The organism is Moraxella sp. CTOTU48268 (assembly GCF_032069585.1).
Taxonomy (GTDB): Bacteria; Pseudomonadota; Gammaproteobacteria; order Pseudomonadales; family Moraxellaceae; genus Faucicola; species Faucicola cinerea.
In genome coordinates this window covers 16,318-39,738 of the sequence record NZ_DAMALV010000011.1, presented here as the reverse complement: position 1 = coordinate 39,738, position 23,421 = coordinate 16,318, and the positions used below count along the sequence as shown (strand labels likewise).

19 protein-coding genes and 1 pseudogene are annotated in these 23,421 nt (G+C 43.4%); 8 read left to right on the top strand and 12 right to left on the bottom strand.

From position 1 onward, the window contains the following. Nucleotides 1-12: 12 nt before the first annotated feature. The 3 genes and pseudogenes from RT143_RS05780 to RT143_RS05770 form a co-directional block, all read left to right on the top strand. Nucleotides 13-1,653, top strand: a pseudogene (locus RT143_RS05780) (AMP-binding protein); the annotation flags it as partial. A 438-nt stretch (nt 1,654-2,091) separates the two neighbouring features. Then, complete coding sequence (recA, locus tag RT143_RS05775) at nt 2,092-3,147, top strand: recombinase RecA (protein WP_313091777.1); 1,056 nt, start codon at nt 2,092-2,094, stop codon at nt 3,145-3,147. 105 nt (nt 3,148-3,252) lie between these two features. After that, a complete protein-coding gene (locus RT143_RS05770; protein WP_313091775.1) occupies nt 3,253-3,885 on the top strand; it encodes a regulatory protein RecX in 633 nt (210 codons plus the stop codon). An 8-nt stretch (nt 3,886-3,893) separates the two neighbouring features. On the opposite strand, the gene RT143_RS05765 is transcribed toward RT143_RS05770, so the two are convergent. After that, a complete protein-coding gene (locus tag RT143_RS05765) occupies nt 3,894-4,982 on the bottom strand; it encodes a sulfate ABC transporter substrate-binding protein (protein ID WP_313091774.1) in 1,089 nt (362 codons plus the stop codon). 179 nt (nt 4,983-5,161) lie between these two features. Next, nucleotides 5,162-6,628, bottom strand: a complete 1,467-nt coding sequence (gene ffh, locus RT143_RS05760) for a signal recognition particle protein (RefSeq protein ID WP_313091773.1) — start codon at nt 6,626-6,628, stop codon at nt 5,162-5,164. A 165-nt stretch (nt 6,629-6,793) separates the two neighbouring features. Here ffh and RT143_RS05755 point away from each other — a divergent pair, with 165 nt between their 5' ends. After that, complete coding sequence (locus tag RT143_RS05755; RefSeq protein WP_313091772.1) at nt 6,794-7,591, top strand: cytochrome C assembly family protein; 798 nt, start codon at nt 6,794-6,796, stop codon at nt 7,589-7,591. Between the two features lie 95 nt (nt 7,592-7,686). On the opposite strand, the gene acpP is transcribed toward RT143_RS05755, so the two are convergent. The 5 genes from acpP to RT143_RS05730 form a co-directional block, all read right to left on the bottom strand. Continuing rightward, complete coding sequence (acpP, locus tag RT143_RS05750) at nt 7,687-7,929, bottom strand: acyl carrier protein (RefSeq protein ID WP_007115622.1); 243 nt, start codon at nt 7,927-7,929, stop codon at nt 7,687-7,689. 183 nt (nt 7,930-8,112) lie between these two features. Next, entirely contained in the window at nt 8,113-8,841 is a 729-nt protein-coding gene (gene fabG, locus RT143_RS05745; RefSeq protein ID WP_313091771.1) for a 3-oxoacyl-ACP reductase FabG, read from the bottom strand. Nucleotides 8,842-8,858: 17 nt separating this feature from the next. Further along, on the bottom strand, nt 8,859-9,866 hold the full coding sequence (gene fabD / locus RT143_RS05740; protein WP_313091770.1) for an ACP S-malonyltransferase: 1,008 nt from the start codon (nt 9,864-9,866) through the stop codon (nt 8,859-8,861). 433 nt (nt 9,867-10,299) lie between these two features. Beyond that, on the bottom strand, nt 10,300-10,485 hold the full coding sequence (rpmF, locus tag RT143_RS05735) for a 50S ribosomal protein L32 (RefSeq protein WP_007115626.1): 186 nt from the start codon (nt 10,483-10,485) through the stop codon (nt 10,300-10,302). Between the two features lie 246 nt (nt 10,486-10,731). Then, complete coding sequence (locus RT143_RS05730; protein WP_050324562.1) at nt 10,732-11,364, bottom strand: YceD family protein; 633 nt, start codon at nt 11,362-11,364, stop codon at nt 10,732-10,734. A gap of 144 nt (nt 11,365-11,508) precedes the next feature. Here RT143_RS05730 and RT143_RS05725 point away from each other — a divergent pair, with 144 nt between their 5' ends. After that, a complete protein-coding gene (locus tag RT143_RS05725; RefSeq protein ID WP_313091769.1) occupies nt 11,509-12,297 on the top strand; it encodes an elongation factor P hydroxylase in 789 nt (262 codons plus the stop codon). 53 nt (nt 12,298-12,350) lie between these two features. Here the strand turns inward: RT143_RS05725 and RT143_RS05720 are convergent, their stop codons facing one another. From RT143_RS05720 to RT143_RS05700, 5 genes are all read right to left on the bottom strand, one after another. Next, complete coding sequence (locus RT143_RS05720; RefSeq protein WP_313091768.1) at nt 12,351-12,920, bottom strand: c-type cytochrome; 570 nt, start codon at nt 12,918-12,920, stop codon at nt 12,351-12,353. Nucleotides 12,921-13,085: 165 nt separating this feature from the next. After that, complete coding sequence (locus RT143_RS05715; protein WP_313091767.1) at nt 13,086-13,568, bottom strand: hypothetical protein; 483 nt, start codon at nt 13,566-13,568, stop codon at nt 13,086-13,088. Nucleotides 13,569-13,641: 73 nt separating this feature from the next. Next, nucleotides 13,642-14,358: a ribonuclease PH gene (gene rph / locus RT143_RS05710; protein WP_060994509.1), complete on the bottom strand. Its 717-nt coding sequence runs from the start codon at nt 14,356-14,358 to the stop codon at nt 13,642-13,644. 132 nt (nt 14,359-14,490) lie between these two features. Next, on the bottom strand, nt 14,491-16,245 hold the full coding sequence (locus RT143_RS05705; RefSeq protein WP_313091765.1) for an AMP-binding protein: 1,755 nt from the start codon (nt 16,243-16,245) through the stop codon (nt 14,491-14,493). Between the two features lie 107 nt (nt 16,246-16,352). Continuing rightward, nucleotides 16,353-18,074, bottom strand: a complete 1,722-nt coding sequence (locus tag RT143_RS05700; protein ID WP_313091807.1) for an AMP-binding protein — start codon at nt 18,072-18,074, stop codon at nt 16,353-16,355. Nucleotides 18,075-18,581: 507 nt separating this feature from the next. Between RT143_RS05700 and parC the strand changes: the two genes are divergently transcribed. From parC to RT143_RS05685, 3 genes are all read left to right on the top strand, one after another. After that, complete coding sequence (parC, locus tag RT143_RS05695; protein ID WP_313091763.1) at nt 18,582-20,831, top strand: DNA topoisomerase IV subunit A; 2,250 nt, start codon at nt 18,582-18,584, stop codon at nt 20,829-20,831. 30 nt (nt 20,832-20,861) lie between these two features. Further along, nucleotides 20,862-22,823 (top strand): hypothetical protein, encoded by a 1,962-nt coding sequence (locus RT143_RS05690; protein WP_313091761.1) that lies wholly within the window; start codon nt 20,862-20,864, stop codon nt 22,821-22,823. Between the two features lie 174 nt (nt 22,824-22,997). Further along, a complete protein-coding gene (locus tag RT143_RS05685; RefSeq protein WP_313091759.1) occupies nt 22,998-23,351 on the top strand; it encodes a hypothetical protein in 354 nt (117 codons plus the stop codon). The last annotated feature ends 70 nt before the right edge of the window (nt 23,352-23,421 follow it).

The following is a 23,421-nucleotide window of genomic DNA, read 5'->3' as shown; positions in this document are numbered from 1 at the left end:
AGGGATGTCGTTATGCCAAACTTCCATACAGGGCTGGAAAAAAATCCTGCCAACTATACCCCGCTTACTCCCATTGATTTTATTGAGCGTACTGCTAGCATCTATCCCGATCAAACGGCGATTGTGTATAAAGATTACCAGCACAATGACCTACGGCAAAGTTGGGGCGAAACCTATAATCGCTGCCGCAAAATGTCGGATGCCCTAAAAAAACTGGGCATCGATAAAGACGATACCGTTGCAGTGCTACTGCCCAATACCCCACCCATGGTTGAGGTCGCATTTGGCGTACCGATGTCTGGTGGTGTGCTATGTACCTTAAATACCCGTTTGGATATTAATGCTTTGGTATTTTGCCTGCAGCACAGTGAAGCGAAAGTATTGATTGTCGATACTGAGTTTGAACAGCATATTGCACTGGTTCAAGAGTCATTTCCTAACTTAATTATCATTCATGCCACAGACCCTGCGGTCACGCCAACTGAACATTTTGGCAACATGACGTATGAAGAATTGATCGCCTCAGGAACCGACTTAGACAACTGGGAAAAACCAACTGATGAATGGGATGCCATTGCGCTCAACTACACATCAGGTACCACAGGTATCCCAAAAGGCGTGGTGTATCACCATCGTGGTGCCACCTTAAATGCCGTCTCTAATATTTTAGATTGGGATATGCCAAAGCACCCTGTGTATTTATGGACGCTCCCCTTGTTTCACTGTAATGGCTGGAGCTTTCCTTGGAGCATTGGCGAGCGTGCGGGTACCAATGTGTGCTTACGCAAAATTGATGCCGATTTGATTTTACGTTTAATTGCCGATGAAAAAGTCACCCATTATAGCGCAGCGCCTATCGTGCACAACATGATTGCCAATGGTAATGAAGCGCTGAAAAAAGCCATCAAACATGAAGTACGTTGTAATGTCGCAGGCGCGCCACCGCCTGAGTCTTTGCTCGCCAAAATGGAAGAAATGGGCTTTAAAATCACGCATGTATACGGTTTGACAGAAGTATATGGTCCCGTCACCCTGTGTGTCGAGCGCCCAGAATGGGATGATTTGACTGTCAGTGAACGCGCGCAAAAAAAATCCCGCCAAGGCATGAATTCACATCTGCTAGCGGGGTTCGATGTGTTCAAACAAGGCACCACTATCCCAGTTGCAGCCGATGGTAGCGAAATTGGTGAACTTGCTATCCGCGGCAATATGGTGATGAAAGGCTATCTAAAAAACCGCAAAGCCACCGCAGAAGCCTTTAACGGTGGCTGGTTTAAGACCGGTGACTTGGGCGTCAAATACCCGGATGGTTACATTAAAATTATGGATCGGCTCAAAGACATCATCATCTCGGGCGGTGAGAATATCTCAAGTATTGAAATAGAAAACGTACTGTATCGTATGCCAGAAGTGGAAAGCTGTGGGGTAGTTGCTGCTCCCCATGACAAATGGGGTGAAGTACCGGTAGCCTTTATTGAAATCCGCGAAGGCTCAACGCTAGATCGGGAAGACATCATTGCCCATTGCCGTAAATATTTGGCAGGTTTCCAAGTACCCAAACATATTATTTTTGCGCAAATCCCAAAAACCTCGACGGGTAAAGTGCAAAAATTTGAGCTACGTCAAGCGGCACGCTCACTGGCGCATGAAGAAGCAAAAATCACTCACCATCATCCGCAAAGCTATTTGGCGGCAACAGCGGACTCAAATCCGAGCACTGCCATACCTAGCTCTGCCATACCTAGCAACACCCAAACCCTACCCAATGATTCACCAGAAGATGAGGTACACTAAAGCTCAATATTAGCGCCTCGTATTGCATATCCTCACTTTGTTAGTGGGGATTTTTGTTGCAACATATAGCTTGAAAATACCCAAAAAACACCCATTTATTTAGAGATTTTCTCATGTCATTTTTAATTAATTATTAACAATAATAAGCGACAATATATGTCGTATATCAGTGATTTAGCCCTATAATTTTTCATATATTTTGTTATTATAGCCTTATCAATTCACTTCTTTTTTAACTTATCCCTACTTTTAAATTATTCCCGTTTTTATTAACCTTTTTTATGACAAGGAGTCCTTATGGACGACAATAAAGCCAAAGCTTTAACTGCCGCTTTATCACAAATTGAAAAACAATTCGGTAAAAATACCATCATGCGTCTGGGTGATGAGTCAGCAAAAATCAACGTGGATGTAGTCTCCACAGGCTCATTGGGTTTGGATATTGCACTGGGCATTGGCGGTTTGCCAAAGGGTCGTATCGTCGAAATTTATGGTCCTGAAAGTTCGGGTAAAACCACTTTAACCTTGCAAGCAATCGCCCAATGTCAAAAGCAAGGCGGTACCTGTGCTTTTATCGATGCTGAACATGCGCTAGACCCTATTTATGCCAAAAAATTGGGCGTTGATGTCGACGCTTTACTTGTCACGCAGCCTGACAACGGTGAACAAGCGCTTGAAATCACTGATATGCTAGTGCGCTCAGGTGCGGTGGATATGATTGTTGTTGACTCGGTCGCCGCGCTTACCCCACGCGCAGAGATTGAAGGCGAAATGGGCGATAGCCACATGGGTCTGCAAGCGCGCTTGATGAGCCAAGCGCTACGTAAAATCACCGGTAACGCCAAACGCTCTAACTGTATGGTGGTATTCATTAACCAAATTCGTATGAAAATCGGTGTCATGTTTGGCTCGCCAGAAACCACAACCGGTGGTAACGCCCTTAAATTCTATGCGTCGGTGCGTTTGGATATTCGTCGTATTGGTGCGGTCAAAGACGGTGAAAACATCGTCGGTTCTGAGACCCGCGTTAAAGTCATCAAAAATAAACTGGCGCCGCCGTTCCGCCAAGCAGAATTTGACATCATGTATGGGACAGGTACCAATCACCTAGGTGAAGTGGTTGACTTGGGTGTCGATATTGATGCGGTCAAAAAATCGGGCGCTTGGTACAGCTACAATGACAGTAAAATTGGTCAAGGTAAAGCCAACGCCATTAGATTCTTGGAAGAAAATCCACAAATCGCCCAAGAGATTGAAGCCAAAGTGCGCGCTGCTAAGCTTGGTAATGTCGAACCTGTGCCAGAAGAAGCGCATGAGGTTGAACCCCCTGAGTTTGTCGAAGGTATGCAATAACTACCTAGCTAACCAAAACCCTAGTTTTTACTGGGGTTTTTGTTTTTATACTATTCAACTTGTTCGCCAGCCTGTTAGCTTTTTTTAGTCACGGTTAAAACCGCTATGCCAGATCCTAAATCCTTGTTAGAAACTATCGAAAATCAGTTAATGACTGATGAACAACGCCAAGCTTACCATGACAAGCTTAAAGCTGAGAGCTACATGCGTTGGCTGGCGTTTTATTATCTTGGGCGGCGTGAGCAATCTAAAAAAGAGCTGCGGGATAAACTACTGGCAAAAGGATGTGATGCGGCGGCTATCGAAGCGCTTTTGAGCGAATTTGAAGCAGAAGGCTATCAAAGCGATGAGCGTATGACATCTGCATTAATCAAAGAAGGTATCGGCAAGCAGCATGGTACCCAGCGAATTTTTCAAACGTTAAAAAAACATGGGTTAACCACCGTCCGTTCGGTCAGTGCGATTAATGCATGGATTGAGACGCACAATGATTTTTTTGAGGATTTATTACTCAATGATATCGAATCAGACAAGCCAAATGAGCAGCTAGATGAGGCCTATGAAGTGGATTGGCTTGCCCAAGCAGTGGCAGCACGGGTACGAAAATACGGTGATGCCATCCCGACGGAGCCTAAAGAAAAAGCCCGTCAACTGCGATTTTTGCAATATCGGGGCTTTGCTGCCGATGTGTGTTTTGATGCGTTAAAGTATGACCTAACTACCCTAGCCAATCGCTAGAGCCATGGCTATTTTTTTACCGCCAATTGGTCAAAAATTGCGCCATCTTTAAAAAACTTGCTCATGATCTCATCCCAACTACCAAAAACTTGATTTGGCTCAAACGTGGCAATTGCAGGAAATTGGCTTTGGTATTTTGCCAAAATCGCCGCATCCACAGGACGCAAATAATTCTTGGCCATAATCTCTTGGGCAGGTGTATCCCACAAACCTTTTAAATAGGCTTTTGCCAATTCAGTGGTACCTTTTTGCTCGGTAACGGCATTCACCACAGCAACAGGGTTATTAATCTTGACCGAATAACTGGGATAAACAATCTGTAAGTTTTTATCGGCAAATTCTTTTTTGGTGATTTGTGCTTCATTCTCTGTGGTAATCAGCACATCGCCGATTTCTCGTTGTAAAAAGCTTGTTGTCGCTGCCCTTGCGCCACTGTCATACACTGCCACATTGCTCAAAATTTGCTTCACCAGGGTTTTGGTTTTGGCTTCGTCATTATTGAAGTGGTGCAAGCCATATCCATATGCACCCAAGAAACCATATCGCGCTGTACCACTGGTTTTTGGATTGGCAATCACGACACTGACACCGGGTTTTGCCAAGTCATCCCAGTCTTTGATTTGCTTGGGGTTATTGTTGCGAACTAATAGTACCATGGTGCTGGTATAAGGTACCGCGTTATTGGGAAACGCTTGTTGCCAGTTTTTATCCACCAAGCCTTTTTTCACCAGCAAGTCAACATCTGAGGTTTGGTTCATGGTCACCACATCCGCTTTAAGCCCATTGGCCACGCTTAAGGCTTGTTTACTTGAGCCGCCATGCGATTGCTGGATAGTGACGGCTTGTTTTTGCTGCCCCGTAAAAATCGGGTTGTATTCTTTATACAACTCGCGGGATATGTCGTAAGATACGTTTAGCAAAGATACGCCCGTGCTGTTAGCGGCTGACGCACTGGCTGCACTATCGTTTTTGGGCGGAGCTTTTTGGCAGGCAGTTAAGCTTGCCACTGCCATCACTGAAATACCGGCTAATGCCAAGACTTTGCCTTTAAATTGCGTACGGGTGGTGAATGGGTGATTTTGGGTCGCGTTTGTCATGTTTTCCTCATAAGTTTTCAAAGTACCACGCTAAACATCCAATGGCTTAATGATTGAAAATATAGTAAGGATTTTTATTTATACTGTCTTGGAATATTTAATACTTTCATTATTCCTTAGATGAATAAAAAGCCCGTAATGCATACGGGCTTTGAAAGTACAATTCTGCGATTAAAATTTTAAAAACGGGTTTTGAATTTTGGCGTAACTGGATTGGCCTGACCGTTAACTGTCGTGGTATTTGCGCCTGCTTGGTTGTTTTGTCCGAATAATGGACCACCGCCACCGCCCATGCCTTTGGTCAACCCTTGTACCGCTTTCATCATTTTGCTGATGCCCGATGGGTCGGATAGCATTTTCATCATTTTTGCCATTTGCTTGTGCTGCTTTAACAGCTGATTGACGTGCTGCACGTCTTTACCCGCGCCTGCCGCAATACGGCGTTTACGGCTTGGGTTGATTTTATCGGGGTTCTTACGTTCAAATGGGGTCATGGAATGAATGAGTGCTTCCATTTCTTTGACCTTTTCTTCGGGTTTGGCATCTGATACCGCTTTTTGCACATCTGCACCGCTCATGCCTGGCATTTTATCCAAGAAGCCCGCCATGCCGCCCAAATTCTTCATTTGTTGGAATTGGGTTAGCAAATCCTCAAGGTCAAACTCGCCGCCTTTTTGGATTTTTTTCGCCATTTTTTCGGCTTTTTCGCGGTCAATTTTTTGCTCGATTTCTTCGACCAGTGACAACACGTCACCCATACCCAAGATACGCTGTGCCACACGCTCAGGGTGGAAGGGCTCAAGCGCGTCAAGTTTTTCACCACGACCCAAGAATTTGATCGGTTTGCCAGTGATGGCACGTACCGACAACGCCGCACCACCGCGCGCATCGCCGTCAGTCTTGGTCAAAATCACGCCAGTCAAAGGTAGCGCATCATTAAAGGCTTTTGCCGTATTTGCCGCATCTTGACCGGTCATTGAGTCAACGACAAACAAGGTTTCTGACGGAGTGACCGCTGCGGTTAAGGCTTTGATCTCGTCCATCATCGCTTCATCGATGTGCAGACGACCTGCGGTATCGATAATCAAAATATCTTGAAACTGTACTTTGGCTTGCTCGATGGCACGTTTGGCGATATCAATCGGGTTTTGGTCAGCACTTGATGGCACAAAATTGGCTTTGACTTGCTCAGCGACTTGCTCAAGCTGCTTGATTGCCGCGGGGCGATAGACATCGGCAGAGACTAGCATGACCTTTTTCTTATGGCGCTCTTGCAGATATTTGGCAAGTTTACCGGCTGTGGTGGTTTTGCCCGCCCCTTGCAAACCCGCTAGTAGATAGACAACCGGTGGTTTGCCTGTCATTTCCAGTGATTGGTTAGCACTGCCCATCATCTCGGTCAGTTCGTCATAGACGATTTTGACAAAGGCTTGACCTGGGGCGAGTTCTTTAAGGACTTCTTGACCTAGGGCTTTGTCTTTTACCCGTGACACAAAATCGCGCGTCACTGGCAAGGCGACATCAGCTTCTAATAGTGCCATACGCACTTCACGCAAGGTGTCTTTGATGTTGTCTTCAGTTAGCTGCCCTGTACCAGAGATACTACGTAAACTCGTCGACAGGCGTTCGGTTAAGGTTTCAAACATATAATTTCTCTAATCTATTGCTATCAATTTTATAATCTTACTATTTTATGCTAAATTAGCTAAAACTGCTAATATAATACCGATAAAATCGCGATTTGTTGCATGGGTCATGCTAGTATAACCATCGCATTTTGCACGTATTTGATGATTTTTAATGAGGCTAGGGTGTTTGTAATCTTTGTACTTGCGTTAGTCTGTTATGGCTTAACTACCGTCTATTTGATGTGGGCAGTTACACAACAAAAGCCCATCCATAAAGGCATGGTGCTTGGGCAATTGCTGCTTGGGTTATTGGGTCATGCGGTGGTGTTATATCCTGATATCATTACCCAAGGGGGGCTAAACTTTAATATTTTTAATGTCGTGTCGTTGACGACATTGTTTATGCTGTTATTTTATTGGGGATTTTGTCTTTATCGCCAAATTTTGCCGCTTGGGATTTTGGCAACGCCGTTGGCATTTTTGGGCATGATGATTGGTTTTTTTGGCGATGCACCCTATCACCCGCTATCAACCATCAGTCCTATCTTACAAGCCCATATCATCATGTCTTTGGCTGCTTATTCGGTACTATTTATGGCAGCGATTGCCGCGATTATGCTGCGGCTACAAATCAGCGAACTCAAACGTCAAACCTTTCACCGTGTCTGGGTCGATAAACTACCTTCACTCCAAAGCATGGAAGCGTTGCTGTTTGATATGATTACTGTGGGTTTCATGCTATTGTCGATTTCGCTGTTGCTGGGCTTTATCGATACGACCAATTTATTGGCGCAGCATTTGGTACACAAGACTGTGTTTAGTCTGTTGTCTTGGTTGGTATTTGGGGCGTTATTGGTGGGACATTGGCGCTTTGGCTGGCGAGGTCAACGCGCGGCCAATATGACGCTATATGGTGTGATTTTGCTTGGCTTGGCGTTTATCGGCACAAAGTTTGTGTTGGAGCTGATTTTAAATAAATAAAAACCCCAATTTTATCGCTAAAACTGGGGTAAACTGCTGCTAAACTAAGTAGCCGCTAAACCAAGTAATAAGTAAGCTGCTAAACTAACTAGTAACTAGTTAGCCAATTTTGATTGTACGTAGCTGATAGCACTTTGCACCGTGGTTAATTGTGCGCTGTCTTCATCAGGAATGGTAATACCAAATTCGTTTTCAAAAGACATCACCAATTCAACAAGGTCAAGTGAATCTGCGCCGAGGTCATCCATGAATGAAGATTCATTTTTGATGTCTTCTGCATTCACGCCTAATTGCTCAGCTACTGCGGCTTTTACTTTTTGTTCGATTTCGTTACTCATGCTTCTCTCCTTGCATTGGGGTATATGATATATCGAGTAAACTACATATTAGAGCATATTATCATGCTCATTGCCTATTTCAAAATAAAATAATGCAACCTGTTACTATTTCAAAAACTGTATCTTAAGTTCAAAAACTGCATTTTAAGGCTCATTAGGTTGGTGTTTGGCAGGCTAAACCATTTACATGTACATGCCACCATTGACGTCAAGCACGGTGCCGGTAATATAACCTGCTTCTTCACTTGCCAAGAAATTTACCGCAGCGGCGATGTCTTCAGGTTTGCCCAGTCTGGCTAGCGGAACGGCATTAAGCATGGATTGAATCAATGCTTCATTAAGCTCGCTGGTCATGTCAGTGTCTATAAAGCCCGGTGCCACGCAGTTGACGGTGATTTGGCGTGACCCAATCTCCCGAGCCAGTGAGCGAGTAAACCCTTCAATGCCTGCTTTGCTTGCCGTATAGTTGGTTTGTCCGGCATTGCCCATCGCTGCGACTACGGAGGTGATATTAATGATGCGACCTTGCCGCGCTTTCATCATGCCTTTTATGGCGCGTTTACTGGTGCGAAATACCGAGGTCAAATTCACGTCGAGCACGCGCTCCCAGGCATTGTCGTCCATCCGCATAAGCAGACCATCTTCGGTAATACCGGCATTGTTGACTAGTACCTGTACATTGCCAAATTCTTTTTCAATGCTATCAAATAACTGGTTGATTTGCTCGGTATCTTGCACATTAAGCACACGACCTGCACCACCCAATTCTTGTAGGTAATCATTGACTGCCGCTGCGCCTTTTTCACTGGTAGCAGTGCCGATGACAAGATAGCCTTCATTTGCCAGACGTTTGGCAATTGCTTGACCAATCCCACGGCTAGCGCCTGTCACTAATGCAATACGTTGAGTCATATACTTCCTTGGTTTTTTTATTGGGCTGATAATTGTTGTTTTATATTGTCTAGTTTGGCCACTGTATCGGTCGCTAGTGTGTTAATTTTCTGCGCTTGACGTTTGGCTAGTCCTGTCAGCACACTACCGCTGCCACATTCGATTTGTAAGGTGATTTGCGCGTCTGCTAAATTATTCTCAATAGTCGACCATAACACGGGCATATTGAGCTGCTCAATCAACGCTTGTTTGATTGCGGTCACATCGGTTTCTACCCGCGCATGGCGATTTTGTATCACGGGAATACTGGGCGGGTTAAATGTCACGGTTTCTAATTCTGCGGCAAGCTTATCGGTGGCAGGCGTCATCAGCTGACAATGTGAGGGTACACTGACTTTTAGCGGCATGCTTTTTTTACCGAGTGAAGCAATTTTCTCTGACGCTAAATTCACGCCTGCCACATTGCCTGCAATCACCACTTGCCCTGGCGCGTTAAAATTGGCTGGGCTGACCACTGCCTGCGCATGCGCCGCTACCACAGCATCACATATTTGTTGTACATCTTCATCAGGCAGACCTAAAATCGCCGCCATTTTGCCTGTTTGTGATTGCATGGCGGCGCTCATATACTGACCGCGTTGATGCACCAGCTTTACAGCATCTGCCAAACTCAATATCCCAGCGGCACACAGCGCACTGTATTCACCCAGTGAATGCCCTGCAACATATGCCGGCTTTAAATCAAGCTCATCGCGCAGCACCCGCCAAATCGCCATACTAGCGGTCAATAGTGCAGGTTGGGTATACGCAGTATCATCTAAAGACGCGGCACCTGACGCCCCTTGGCATATCGCCCACAAGTCAAACCCAAGCGCCTTTGAGGCTTCATCAAACGTTGCTTTGACGATAGGATACTGGGCTGCCCAATCTTGTAGCATACCCACACTCTGCGAGCCTTGTCCTGGAAAAATCACAGCATATTTCATAGATGCAGCATTGTGTTGGGATGAAGTGGCTGGTTGATTTGCGCTGGTTTGGCTTTGCATTGGGTTGTCCATAATGTCCTAACTTATTATATTGTACTGCTTTATTTGTACTGCTTATGTTGTATTGCGTCTACTAGACCGCTAAAAAATACGGTTAAAAAAATTTGCTTAGGCGATTTTTTGGTCAATTACTTTACCAAAAGTTATCAGCAAAATCAAAATGGCGTCAGCAGCTTGGATTGATGTTATAAGCTTATCAAACTTGGCTGGCAATAATATAACTTACTATTAAGAAGACAAAAGTAAGCCAGTAAATTTATGTGTACAATTGTACTCTGATTATTATGGCATATTGAAAAAAAAATTCTAGCTTTTTCTTTCGGGTATTTTCACATAAAAAACAAATAAAAAAAGGCTGATGAATTATCATCAGCCTTTTTGGTGCTTAGCCAATGCATACTAAGCTATGTCAAAGCCCTACATTTTGCGCTAATTATTCAGCAACGGCTGCTACTTTGAATAATTGACGACCACGGTAAAAACCGTCTTTGGTCGCATGGTGACGGATGTGTTTTTCACCAGTGGTTGCATCTACAGCAACAGCATTGATTGTGATGCGGTCGTGTGAACGACGCATATCACGGCGTGAACGGCTTTTACGGTTTTGTTGAACAGCCATGAGGTTAGCTCCTGTGCTTCTCGCTATTAAAACATCGTTCCCTTAACCTCATTACATCATCATGCAAACAACTTGGTATCGATATTTGGCATGGATATAAGGCAAACTATTGGAACAGACAATCAGATAAATTTATAAACGCCATATTATACGTAAAAAAACCCATTTAGCAAAGCCTTAACCGACATTTAGTGACAAGTTTTTGTTAATACCTGTATGACGGCATATATAATGGTGTGGTTGTTATTAACTTTTTAGACTTGCCAGTACCGCAAACGGATTTTCTTTTTCTGCCACTGCCTCTGGCAACTCGCCCACCTCAGTGACTGCCATTTCGCAGTCATCATGCTTGGGCGCTAATGGCAAATCCACCAATAACTCATCTTCAATCATTGGTAATAGCCACAGTTTATTGTCATCCGTTAGCTCATCAATCAGGATGATTTCTGTGCCTTCATCAAGCAATGCGACGTGATTTTCATCTTCAAGCAGTGCAAGCTCACTATCGACATCCAGACTCACTGCGACCGGATCTAGGCAGCGCTGGCAGGTTTGCCAAAGTACGCCCGTGGTGTGTAGTTGCCAAAATACCACGTCCCCTTTTTTCTGAATGTCTAACATCACATCCAGTGGCTGATGGTTGTCATGATGTTCATCACCCAAGGCATAGATACGTGGTAAATCCTTGAGACTCACCTTACCTTCCCAGTGATAATGGTTATCGTTGTTATGCTCCCAACGTGCCAAATCAATAAACTTGACCAAGCTGGCACTAGAACCAATCTCACTGGTGGTGTTATTGGCGGTTTTGGATGGGGCAGTTGTTGGTACATCTTGCGATGATTGTGATGGCACGTTTGATGAAGAATGTAGCGTCATTTCACCGCTCCTGTTATTTATGTTGCGTTACAGTATAAAGCATACTGACGTCCATTGCATGGTAGCATGTTGTTGGCGTGATTTCCTAGTCGATGCGGGCTGTTAAATTGTATAATAGCAATTTTTATCAACCCTAATTTTGCTATGTCCACACACCTATCGCCACTATCTGCACAAATATCACCACGAACCCTTGCTATTTTTCCCTTTATGACGCTGCCTTTTGTTAGCCAATTCGCGGTGGTGCCTGTGTTAGCCAATGATATTGACACAGCTATGATTGACCAACAAAGTGCGCAGTTAGCATTAAGGGTTAATTTTTTGCCCGTACTCGCCAGTATATCAAAGACAAAAAATCGCCCTTTGATTGACTATCAATGGGTATCGGTGGAAGCATTACAAGTGCAATGGCTGATAGGTTGGTTCAAACGGTGGTTTTGCCATCGTGATACGATTTTGGTCAAAGGCGGGCATGAGCCTGAATATTTTGCCGCGACCGATACCGAGCCTGCCAAAATTGTGTTCGCGCATGGATTTTTTGCCAGTGCCTTGCATGAAATTAGCCATTGGTGTATGGCAGGTCAAAAACGCCGATTGCTCAATGACTTTGGCTACTGGTATGCGCCCGACGGACGTAATCAGCAGCAGCAGCAACAGTTTGAACAAGTAGAAATCCTGCCGCAAGCGATTGAATGTTTATTGACGCTGGCTTGCAACAAACCCTTTAGCGTGTCTAAAGATAATTTGTTTGCCGATTTTGATACCAGTCAGAGCACTTTTGAAGCCGATGTACAAGCCCAAGCGGTGAGGTTCTGGCAAACGGGGCAAAAACTGTCAACCGATGCCAAAGTGTTGCTAAGCCAGTTAATCAAACTGCGCCCGCTACCATTGACCTCGTTTGATATCTATCACAATTTTATCAAAGTGAATTAAACCAATAAAAAAGGCAGTCATTGAACACTGCCTTTTTTTATGGGGATAAAAAATTAATCTTCTTTATATTTTTCATGACAGGATTTGCAGCTGGCGCCCAAATCGCCAAATTGGGTTTTGATGCCATCAACACTGGTTGCAGTCGCAGCGGCGGCATTAAGGGCACTGGCAGCGGTTTTAAATTTATCAATTTGTTGTTGGAACCCTGCAGCATCGCGCCAAATTTCATCTTTTGCTTCACCGCCTTTGGCTGTCTCTGGATAATGCACCCAAGGATTTTGGTTAAGTTTCTCGGCGGCGGCTTTGACTTGCGCGGCATCAAATTTGCTTGGATCTTTAACCATCGCACCAATGGTTTGGTTGGTTTTTTTCCAATCTTTCATGATTCTTTCACGCGCTTTTTTGTGGTCTTCTGGCGTCATGTTAGGGTCAACTGCCGTGGTCGAGGTTGTCGTGGTACTTACCGTAGCGGTTGCAGTTGCACCATTGGCGCTAGCGGTAACTGTGGTAGCAGGCGCTGAAGCAGTAGTTGTGGTTGTGGTTGTGGTTTCTGTTTTTTTATTACAGCCTACCAGCGCCATCGCAACGATTAATGGGGTGGCAAATTTTAATGCAGTCGACATCGTCCTTTCCTTCCGTGTTTTTGGTTTATATCAATTAAATAATTAATGTTATTATCAGAGTGTGGATTAATCATCTCTAAGGATTTTAACAAGTATTGGCAAAAAAATTATTATGATTTGGTAACTAAGCCTAACCACTGTTTGAGATAGGGTGTGGTTTTTTGATTAAGTGCTTTGTAATTTGATTGCTTTGCCTTGGGTTTTGATTGGCTTGCCTTGTAGGACGGCTTGGGCGATTTTGATATGTTTAGGGTCATGAAAACCTGTGATGTGATACAAGGTTAGACCGTCAGCATTGTAGATGGTCATGCCATCGGTGGTCGGCTCAATGCTATCGCTGGGCAATAACTGATAGCTTGTGACTTTAGCACCTTGGTGATGGCTAAAACCTTGTTGGGTCAGTCGCAGCTCACCCCCTGTTAAAGTAGGCACCTCTTTTTTTCGGTTGAATGATTGCCACGCAACACTTGCGATGATGGCTAGTAAAATCATCAGCGAGCCGATGGCAACTGAGAGCATTTTAATTGCCATCAATAGCCCTACCCCGGCAATGGCGGTACCCACCCACAGTATTTGGGTCAGCTTGTTTGGTGTCACCGCTTGACTTTGCAAACCAATGGTAACGCCTGTCTCGGTGACTTTTAACATAATCATCTCTATAACGATTTCAAGGGCGTATGCGCTACGCCCTTACTAGCCTAGTCTGTTTTGTTAGGCTATTTTACCAACCTAGCACCGCTTGTTGTTCAGCAATCAGCTGTTTAATACCTTCTTCGGCAATCGCTAGCATTTCATCCACTTGCGCCCGGGTAAACGGTTTTTCTTCGGCAGTGCCTTGAATCTCGATAAACTCGCCTTTTTGCGTCATCACGACGTTAAGATCTGTGTCACAGCTTGAGTCTTCGCTATAGTTCAAATCTAAGAGCACTTCACCATTTTTGATACCTACAGAGACGGCGGCCACCAAGCCAACCAAAGGATCGGCTTTGAGTTTTTTGGCGGCTTGCAATTTTTCTAACGCATCGACCAGTGCCACAGCCGCACCGGTGATACTGGCAGTACGGGTACCGCCATCGGCTTGCAGCACGTCACAGTCGATATGAATGGTATTTTCCCCAAGCTTTTCAAGATCTACCATCGCCCGTAAGCTACGGCCAATCAACCGCTGAATCTCTTGGGTACGCCCTGATTGTTTACCTTTGGCGGCTTCGCGTTGGGTACGCTCGTGGGTCGCACGTGGCAACATACCGTATTCAGCGGTAATCCAGCCCTTACCTGTGCCTTTGAGCCAGCGCGGTACTTGGGTTTCGATACTGGCCGTACATAGCACTTTGGTATCACCATAGCTGACCAGCACAGCGCCTTCAGCATGTTTGGTAAAGTTACGCACAAAACTAATTGGGCGAAGTTGGTTGTTTTCACGATTATCGATACGCATAAGATTCCCTAAAAGACCGCCTTGACGGTTTGGTAGATAGTTTTTAAGCAATGGGCAAAAATTACAGTGGTTTTATGCTACCTTGCCAACCCAGTTTTAGCAAGACAATTCCGTCGACAACATGGCAGGTTGCTATTCAAGCCCTTCACGCTTACGCAGCTCTTTACGTAAAATCTTACCAACATTGGACTTAGGCAGACTATCGACAAACTCGACATAGCGTGGGCGTTTATAGCCACTTAAGTGCTGTTTACCAAACGCCAGTAGTTGCTCAGCGGTGACGCGGTTGTGTTTTCTGACCACGAATATTTTGGGCTCTTCACCGCGCGTCGCGCTTGGTACCCCAATCGCCACACACTCGAGCACATCGGCATGCTCGAGCATCACCGACTCAATCTCATTTGGGTAGACATTAAACCCTGACACCACAATCATGTCTTTTTTACGGTCAACGATTTTGATAAAACCGCGCTCATCAATGATGCCAATATCGCCTGTGCGCAAATAGCCTGTTGCGGTAAACGCATTAGCAGTCTCGACAGGTAGATTGCGATACCCCACCATCACTTGCGGGCCTTTGACGGCGATTTCTCCGCGTTCGCCAATGCGCACAGGTTGGTCGTTGTTGTCCAATAAGATGATGTCAGTGGCAGGGGTTGGTAGCCCGACTTTATTGGTAAATTCTGCGATAGTTAATGGATTAAAGGTAATCACAGGCGCGGTTTCTGAGAGCCCATATCCTTCAATAATCGGTAAGCCTGTGATGGTATGCCATTTTTTGGCAACGCTAGGTAAGATTGCCATGCCGCCGCCAATGGTGGCTTTGAGTTGGGAAAAATCGAGCCTTCGAAATTCAGGATGCTGTATCAAGGCGCTAAATAGCGTATTAACCCCCAAAATAAAATGCGGCGGTGTACGCCTTAGCGTATTGACCAGTTCATTGATATCACGTGGATTGGGCACGAGCCTTGATGCAAACCCACGGTACAAAATAAAAACACAGCAAATGGTGAATGAAAATACATGATACAGTGGCAACGATGCCAAAATAATATCTTCCTGCCCTTCTTCATCGTACGCGCTGCGAATCAATGCATCGATTTGCAGCAAATTGGCAATCACATTGCCATGACTGAGCATCGCGCCTTTTGCCGTCCCTGTGGTACCACCGGTATATTGAATTAATACGATATTCGATAACGTCAGATTTGGGCGTTGATAAGCCTTGCTAGTGCCCGCTAATAACTGACTAAAATAAATCCAATTACCTTTTGGCGGCAAATCGGTGGTCGCTGAGACCAGATTGATTAACGCGCCTTTGAGCTTACCTTTTAAATCGCCCAAACGACAGATGATTAAATGATGTAAATCGCGGTTAAGGTTATCGGCAATGTCCTTGTAGGTATAAATAAATTTATCTAATATAAACAACGCCTTGATATCGGCATCATCCATTTGGTGCTCAAGCTCGCGGCTGGTGTAGGAAGGGTTCATACTCACTAGCACCATGCCAGCACGGATGACGCCAAGGGTAATCACAGGATATTGCAAAATATTGGGCAACATCACGCCAATAGCATCACCGACCTTGAGCCCTAACTGCTGTAAATAAATGGCAACTTTTAGACTCAGTTTATCTAGCTGCTCGTAAGTAATCTGCTGATCATCACAATAATACGCCACTTGCCGCGCATGTTTAGCAAACCCCGCTTCTAACATGTTAATCAGCGACGTTTGGTCATTTGGCATATCGATGGTACTACGAATGTTATAGCGCTCGTAGCTAATCAGCCACGGTTGCTGATTTTCTTCCCATTCATACATCTCATGCATCGGGCGCTCATTGATTGGTGAAATAGCGTCATCCATAAACTCAGTATTGCTCATAACAGCCTATTGGTATCCCCAATTTTATAAGGTTAGTTGGGCGCGATGCAATAAAAAACCCAACTAATCTGATATAGAAAAGCTGGGTTTTGGCAACAAGCGTTAGCTTACTTTTTTTCTTCAAGTTTACGCAGTTCTTTACGCAGAATTTTGCCAACGTTTGATTTTGGCAATTCATCCACAAACTCAACTTTACGCGGACGTTTATAACCCGTTAACTCGCTTCGCGCATATTGCAACAACTCTTCCTCGGTGAGACTTGGGTCTTTACGTACCACAAACGCTTTTGGTACTTCACCGCTTTTTTCGCTCGGTACCCCAATCACACCGACTTCTAATACTTTAGGATGCGCCGCTAGCACTTCTTCAACTTCGTTTGGATAGACGTTAAATCCTGATACCAAAATCATGTCTTTTTTACGGTCAACGATTTTGAAATAGCCTTGCTCATCAATGACAGCGATGTCACCGGTTTTGAAATAACCGTCTGCTGTCATCACTTCTGCAGTGGCTTCAGGACGCTGCCAGTAGCCTTTCATCACTTGTGGACCTTTAACTGCAATCTCACCACGCTCACCTGCTGCGACTTCATTGCCGTTGTCATCGAGCAGTTTGATGTCGGTGTTGGGCATCGGGATACCGATTTTGGCGCTAAATTGTTCTTGTGCCAAGGGGTTTAGGGTGGCAACGGGTGAGGTTTCGGACAAGCCGTAGCCTTCTAGGATATTGGTACCTGTAATACGTTTCCACTCTTCAGCGGTTGAAGGTAATACCGACATACCACCGCCTAGCGACAAACGCAATTTGCTGTGGTCTAATGCGCGAAAACCGGCGTGGTGCGCCAAGCCATTAAATAATGTGTTCACCGCTGGGAAGAAGACTGGCTTATATTTTGCTAATTCTTTAACAAAACTGTCCATGTCACGGGGGTTTGGAATCAATACACCCGTAAAGCCCATGTTCATACCTAGTAGCGCACAGGCGGTAAATGAGAAAATATGATAGAGCGGTAAGGCAATGACGACGTACTCACCCACCATTTGATTGGGGAACACTTGTCTGGCGAACTCTTGGCACTGTAGCATATTGGATACCAAGTTGTTGTGGGTAAGCATCGCACCTTTGGCAACCCCTGTCGTGCCGCCAGTGTACTGTAGTACCGCAATATCACTGCCCTTGATACCCTCTGGGCGCTGATAGCGACTGGCAGACGCTTGCTTAATAACACTCTTAAAGGTCACATGCCCGTCAATTTGCCAAGCTGGAATGGCTTTTTTGACATACTTGACCACGGTATTGACTAGCATACCTTTGAACGTACCCATCAAATCACCGATTGAACAGACAATAACGTGATCAACCATTTTTTTGCCGATATCTTGATAGGTTTTGGCAAAGTTTTCAACGATAAATAACGCTTTGGCTTGCGAGTCTTCTAACTGATGCGCTAATTCATGAGCGGTGTACAGTGGATTGACATTGACCAAGATAAAACCTGCGCGGATGATACCAATCATACACACTGGGTATTGCAAGATATTTGGCATCATCACTGCAACGGTATCGCCTTTTTTTAGACCCAAACCCTGCAAATACGCTGCGATTTGGCGGCTATAAGTGTCTAGCTGACGATAGGTCATGCTACTACCCATGCACACAAAGGCATCACTACCATTGAATTGTTCGAAATTCTTTTCAAAAACGTTCATTAGGTTAACTTCGTCACCGGGCATTTGCATGTTATAGTTCATGCCGTAATGCTGGTAAGTCTTTAACCAAGGTTTCTCATGATGATCGGTAAGCTTTGGCGCATGTGGCTGCGCTTCCATAGTATCGATGGGAGTATCGATAGGCGCATTGTATTGGGCATTGTTGTCAGGGGTTTGAGCTGAGGTGGTTGATTCATTCATGAGAAATGTTTTCCTTAGGTATGCGGTCTATCAGCGAATAGCATATTGATAATTAAAAGAATTTTTATAAAAAGGTCCATCCCACTACTAAAAATTATATTAAAAATCGCGGCCAAATGTACTATTAACATACTAAATATTTACTCAATTCTCAAGCCTATTCTCTGTACTTATGGGATGATAAAAATGATTTCGCGTCGAAATAGTTATCCGTTATTTGACCGTTAAAGCGGCTACAGTGTCCAATTATCTTTAAAAGGCGTTTTTGCGACACAGTTTGACGTGTAAAACTGGGCAAATTTGCCATGTCATGGATTAATACTTGTTTTTCTACTCTCAAGCTTTATGATATTTCCTCATACTTCCTATCTATCTTTTGCACTTTCTTTTATTCTTTTATTTTCTGTCATTAATTAAGTAACCATTATGTCCGATACCCTTGTAACAAAAATTACCAAACCAAACGATTTGAACAACCCCACTCGCTCAGTCGCGGAATTTACCGAAAACGCGTATCTGAACTATGCGATGTACGTCATCATGGATCGGGCATTGCCACACGTTGCCGACGGGTTAAAACCTGTGCAGCGCCGTATCGTGTATGCGATGAGCGAGCTTGGGCTCAAAAATACCGCCAAACCCAAAAAATCAGCGCGCACTATCGGTGACGTCATTGGTAAATACCATCCGCATGGCGACTCCGCCTGTTATGAAGCCATGGTGTTGATGAGCCAACCGTTCAGCTACCGTTATCCACTCATTAGCGGTCAAGGCAATTTCGGCTCGCCCGATGACCCAAAATCATTCGCTGCGATGCGCTATACCGAAGCCAAGCTATCGGCTTATGCCAACACCTTGCTAAACGAGCTTGGTCAAGGCACTGTCGATTGGCAAGACAATTTTGACGGCACCTTGCAAGAACCCGTCACCTTACCTGCCCGCCTACCGAACATCTTGCTCAACGGCACAACGGGCATTGCGGTCGGTATGGCAACCGATATTCCGCCACATAACTTGTCTGAAGTGGTCAAAGGCTGCATCGCGCTGCTTAAAAAACCCACGATGACGGAAAAAGAGCTAGCAAAGTACATCCCTGCACCCGATTTGCCGACCAAAGCAGAAGTCATCACCTCGCCTGAGGATTTGCTACAGCTTTATAAAACGGGTCGTGGTAGCTACAAAATGCGCGCTACTTATCATGTCGATGACAAAGAAAAAAACTTAGTCATCATCGATGCGCTACCCTATCAAATATCCGGCAATAAAATCATTGAGCAAATTGCCAATCTAATTAATGCCAAAAAACTGCCTTGGGTGACCGACATCCATGACGAATCCGACCACCAAAACGCTTGCCGTATCGTGCTAGAGCTGCGCTCCAACCGTGTTGATATCGAGCCGATGATGAGCCATTTGTTTGCCAGTACCGACCTTGAGAGTAATTACCGCGTTAATCTCAACATGATTGGCACCAATGGCAAACCCCAAGTCAAATCACTCCTTACCATTCTCACTGAATGGCTCTCTGTGCGCCGAGATACCGTCACGCGCCGTTTGCAATACCGCTTGGATAAAATCGAGCAGCGCCTGCATATCTTGGCAGGTTTGCTGATTGCCTATCTTCATATTGATGAGGTCATCCGTATTATCCGTGAGGAAGACGACCCAAAAGCAGAATTGATGACGCGCTATGATTTGACTGAAATCCAAGCCAATGCGATTTTGGATATTCGTCTGCGTCAATTGGCACGCCTTGAAGAAATTGAGCTCAAACGTGAACAAAGTGACCTAGAAGCAGAAAAAGCCCAAATCGAAGCATACTTGAACAACCCAGACAAATTGACTGGCTTAATGATTGAAGAGCTCACTGCCGATATGAAAGAGCATGGCGACAAACGCCAATCGCCGATTGTAGAACGCACGGAAGCCACCGCGCTTAAAGAAACCGACCTAGCCCCAAGCGAGCCTGTGACGGTCATCGTGTCAAAATCAGGCTGGATTCGCTCCGCCAAAGGTCACGATGTCGATGCCGCCAATATGAATTACCGTTCGGGCGATGCCTACCTTGCCCATGCGCAAGGCAGATCCAATGAAAAAGTCTATCTCATGGATAACACCGGTCGCAGCTATCGTCTCGATGCCCATACCTTACCCTCTGCGCGGGGGCAAGGCGAGCCGCTCACCAGCCTGCTAAAACCCACGGGCGGAGCAAGTTTTGTCAATGTGCTGATGGGACAAGATGACAGTAAGCTCATCATGGCAAGCTCACAAGGCTATGGCTTTATCAATACCTTTGCTGATCTTGATACCAACCAAAAAGCGGGCAAAAATGTGATTAATTTTGATGACACCTTTAGTTTACTAACTCACCAAATTGGTGAGCAAGATACGCTAGTTGGCGTGGTCAGCTCGGCAGGGCATTTGCTGGTATACCCATTGACTGAGTTACCGATGATGAAAAAAGGTAAAGGCAATAAGCTAATTGATTTAAAAGACGGTGACAGCGTGGTCGCCATCACCACCTTTAGCGAAGGGGATAGTTTGTCATTGGACAGTGGTAAACGCACGTTGACGCTCAAACCGATGGATATTGCCAATTTTATGGGTACACGCGGTCGACGCGGCGCACTCCTGCCAAAAGGGTTTCAAAAGGTGAGTGGTGTGGTTAAAGTTTAATTTCCTAAATTTATTTATAGGTTAGTAGTCATGACTAATGAGTATATTGATAGAGTGACCTTTTTTTCTGTAAACGATTTATCCAGTAGTCATAATTTATTAAATGCAGAAAAAATTCTTAAACAACAAAAACAAATAAATTCTTCTAATATCAACGATATTTTGGAGATATTTCATATTAAAAAGTTTTTTGATGAACAATTCTATCATCCTAGTTGGTCTGCGAATGACATTAAGGAATTTACCTTAACTTTAAAAGATTACGAAAAAGAAATACCTAAATTTATAGCTAATATCAACGATAGTAATTTAAATACAATTTATAGCCAAATTGATTGGTATCAATATAAACCTAGTTTTTTCGAGTTAATAAATAATTTTAACGCTTTTAAACGTTTAGGGTTCGATGGTCTTTCGCAAATACTCCAAGCCGAACCCTATTGCATTAAGTATATTTTGACTCAACGAGGTATAGTTGAGCATTATGAGTCTGACATCAAGAATTTTCTGTTAAATCATCCCGTTATTCTTACTGAAAATATTCTTGCTATTTATGAAGTTAAACATGACACTCCACAGCCACAGCGTTATTTACCAAAAAATTTAACTTCTGAGGATATTGAATCAACTGTTTTAAACTACCTTAGTGCTGATGATGCTCATCCTAATTTCGTCCAACTAATTGCAAGGGCAAAAAATAAGGATAAATTCAAAATTTCAGATAAAACACGATTAAAGGCTCAGAAATTATGCGAAACATTCACAAAGAAAATTTTTTCTGAAAACTCTAGTTTACGTTATGGTGTTGAAATTTCCTTTAAAGAAGTAATGCAGGATATTAAGCAGGCATACATTGATGATGACCATATCGCACATTTCTACTATAATTTTGAATTCATTAAAAGTAATTCACAACCATACTTATTATTCTTAAACTTTATTCATCTTTTTGATTTTTTAGATAAACAGGGGCGTATAACTTTACTTAGCCAAGAAAAAGATATGGGGGTTTTCGAAAGAATATTAGGTGTTCACTCTAAACATGATTATAGAAATAATGTAAGTTTTAATCTTAAGGATATGGCTTCTATCGCCCAAATAAATGGTTATGAGAGAATTTTAAGGAAATTAGACACTTCAATAGAAGAAATTTTACATTATATTTTTACTGATTTTTTTCACTCGAATTTTGGTTTTGCAAATAATGCTCGTTTGTTAAATATTTCTACAACTTATTCATATTTTGAAAAAATAAGGTTACTTGCTCCTGAGTTTGAATCTATTTTAAAACAATTCAAATTGTTTGTAGAGGATGGTTCTATAGACTTTGAGCTCATTCAAATTAGTTCTTTGCCTACTTCTATTAGAGATATTCCAAGTCTAAATTCTAGAAAGTATATATATTTGAACACTTTAAATCAAAATGCAATTCATTATTCAGGTCTAATTTGTTCAGACCAATCTTGGCTTGCCAGTGTTGAGAATGCGAATAAAAACAAATATTCTAATTTTCTGCAATTGATAGTGAATGAAAAAGTTAAATTTGAGGATTTCTATGATTACCAAAAACCGCATATCAATTATTTAATTGATATGGGTTTAATTAAGCTTGATGAAAATGATATCGTTTGTATTAACAATATTGAAAGAGTATCTATCTTACAAGATTTATATCAAAATGGATTTGCTTCATTTCATTACTATGATGATGCTTTAAAAAGAGAAGCTCTTCAAATGGAACAAGAAGGACTTATTTACTTCGAAAGCACCCTGTTTTCTAAGATGGAACAATCATATCTAAATTACTATCTGAACAGAAGTGAATTCAGTAATGGATTAGACCTTAGAAATAGATATCTTCATGGTACACAGGGAAATCCAAGTGATAATAAAGAGCATGAATATTATTACTTTATTTTCCTACGAATTTTGATATTAACACTATTAAAAATAGATGATGATCTATATATTGCCAATATTCTAAAAAATTAAGATGATATATATTTAAACCATCAATAGCAAAAACTATAAACTTCTTAGATTTATCAGCTAGATTAATTTTTCATTTCATAATAATCCCGTGATAAATCAACACAAAAACCGTATTTAACCGTTGGCAGAAAATCGCTATGCTCTGCCAACCCTCTCATCAAAATTAATCTTCCTATGTACGACTCTGTATTTCAAGACATCAAAACCCATATCGTTAGCTTCACAGGCTTAGAGCGAGATGCCCTGCATATTTACGTTGGAATTGGGGTATTTCTTATCACAAGTCTACTTTTTAAAAATAACCGCTATCGTTGGCTTATCGCCTTATTTACGGTGATTGCTGCTGCCAGCATGGGTGAAGTGCTAGACAGACATGACCAGCTTATAATCAGTAAGCACTGGTACTGGCAAGGCAGTGTGCATGATATAGTAAACACCTGCTTTTTCCCGACCCTTTTTACCTTGATACTCACCTTTACCCATTTTTTTGAGCGAAATATCGCCCACGCTCATGGTTCAAAACGTTAATTGAGTATCAACTTTTAGCAAACTTTTGGTTCAATCTTGGCAAACTCAGCGATTCGGGGTAAAGTAACCT

Bases quoted from the DNA above. Each gene is read 5' to 3' on its own strand.
- rph (WP_060994509.1), bottom strand. From the start codon at position 14,358: ATGCGTATCGATAATCGTGAAAACAACCAACTTCGCCCAATTAGTTTT.
- parC (WP_313091763.1), top strand. From the start codon at position 18,582: ATGTCCGATACCCTTGTAACAAAAATTACCAAACCAAACGATTTGAAC.
- RT143_RS05715 (WP_313091767.1), bottom strand. From the start codon at position 13,568: ATGTTAAAAGTCACCGAGACAGGCGTTACCATTGGTTTGCAAAGTCAA.
- RT143_RS05685 (WP_313091759.1), top strand. From the start codon at position 22,998: ATGTACGACTCTGTATTTCAAGACATCAAAACCCATATCGTTAGCTTC.
- fabD (WP_313091770.1), bottom strand. From the start codon at position 9,866: ATGCAAAGCCAAACCAGCGCAAATCAACCAGCCACTTCATCCCAACAC.
- RT143_RS05690 (WP_313091761.1), top strand. From the start codon at position 20,862: ATGACTAATGAGTATATTGATAGAGTGACCTTTTTTTCTGTAAACGAT.
- RT143_RS05700 (WP_313091807.1), bottom strand. From the start codon at position 18,074: ATGGAAGCGCAGCCACATGCGCCAAAGCTTACCGATCATCATGAGAAA.
- rpmF (WP_007115626.1), bottom strand. From the start codon at position 10,485: ATGGCTGTTCAACAAAACCGTAAAAGCCGTTCACGCCGTGATATGCGT.
- RT143_RS05705 (WP_313091765.1), bottom strand. From the start codon at position 16,245: ATGAGCAATACTGAGTTTATGGATGACGCTATTTCACCAATCAATGAG.
- recA (WP_313091777.1), top strand. From the start codon at position 2,092: ATGGACGACAATAAAGCCAAAGCTTTAACTGCCGCTTTATCACAAATT.
- RT143_RS05765 (WP_313091774.1), bottom strand. From the start codon at position 4,982: ATGACAAACGCGACCCAAAATCACCCATTCACCACCCGTACGCAATTT.
- RT143_RS05720 (WP_313091768.1), bottom strand. From the start codon at position 12,920: ATGTCGACTGCATTAAAATTTGCCACCCCATTAATCGTTGCGATGGCG.
- ffh (WP_313091773.1), bottom strand. From the start codon at position 6,628: ATGTTTGAAACCTTAACCGAACGCCTGTCGACGAGTTTACGTAGTATC.
- RT143_RS05770 (WP_313091775.1), top strand. From the start codon at position 3,253: ATGCCAGATCCTAAATCCTTGTTAGAAACTATCGAAAATCAGTTAATG.
- RT143_RS05725 (WP_313091769.1), top strand. From the start codon at position 11,509: ATGTCCACACACCTATCGCCACTATCTGCACAAATATCACCACGAACC.
- acpP (WP_007115622.1), bottom strand. From the start codon at position 7,929: ATGAGTAACGAAATCGAACAAAAAGTAAAAGCCGCAGTAGCTGAGCAA.
- RT143_RS05730 (WP_050324562.1), bottom strand. From the start codon at position 11,364: ATGACGCTACATTCTTCATCAAACGTGCCATCACAATCATCGCAAGAT.
- fabG (WP_313091771.1), bottom strand. From the start codon at position 8,841: ATGACTCAACGTATTGCATTAGTGACAGGCGCTAGCCGTGGGATTGGT.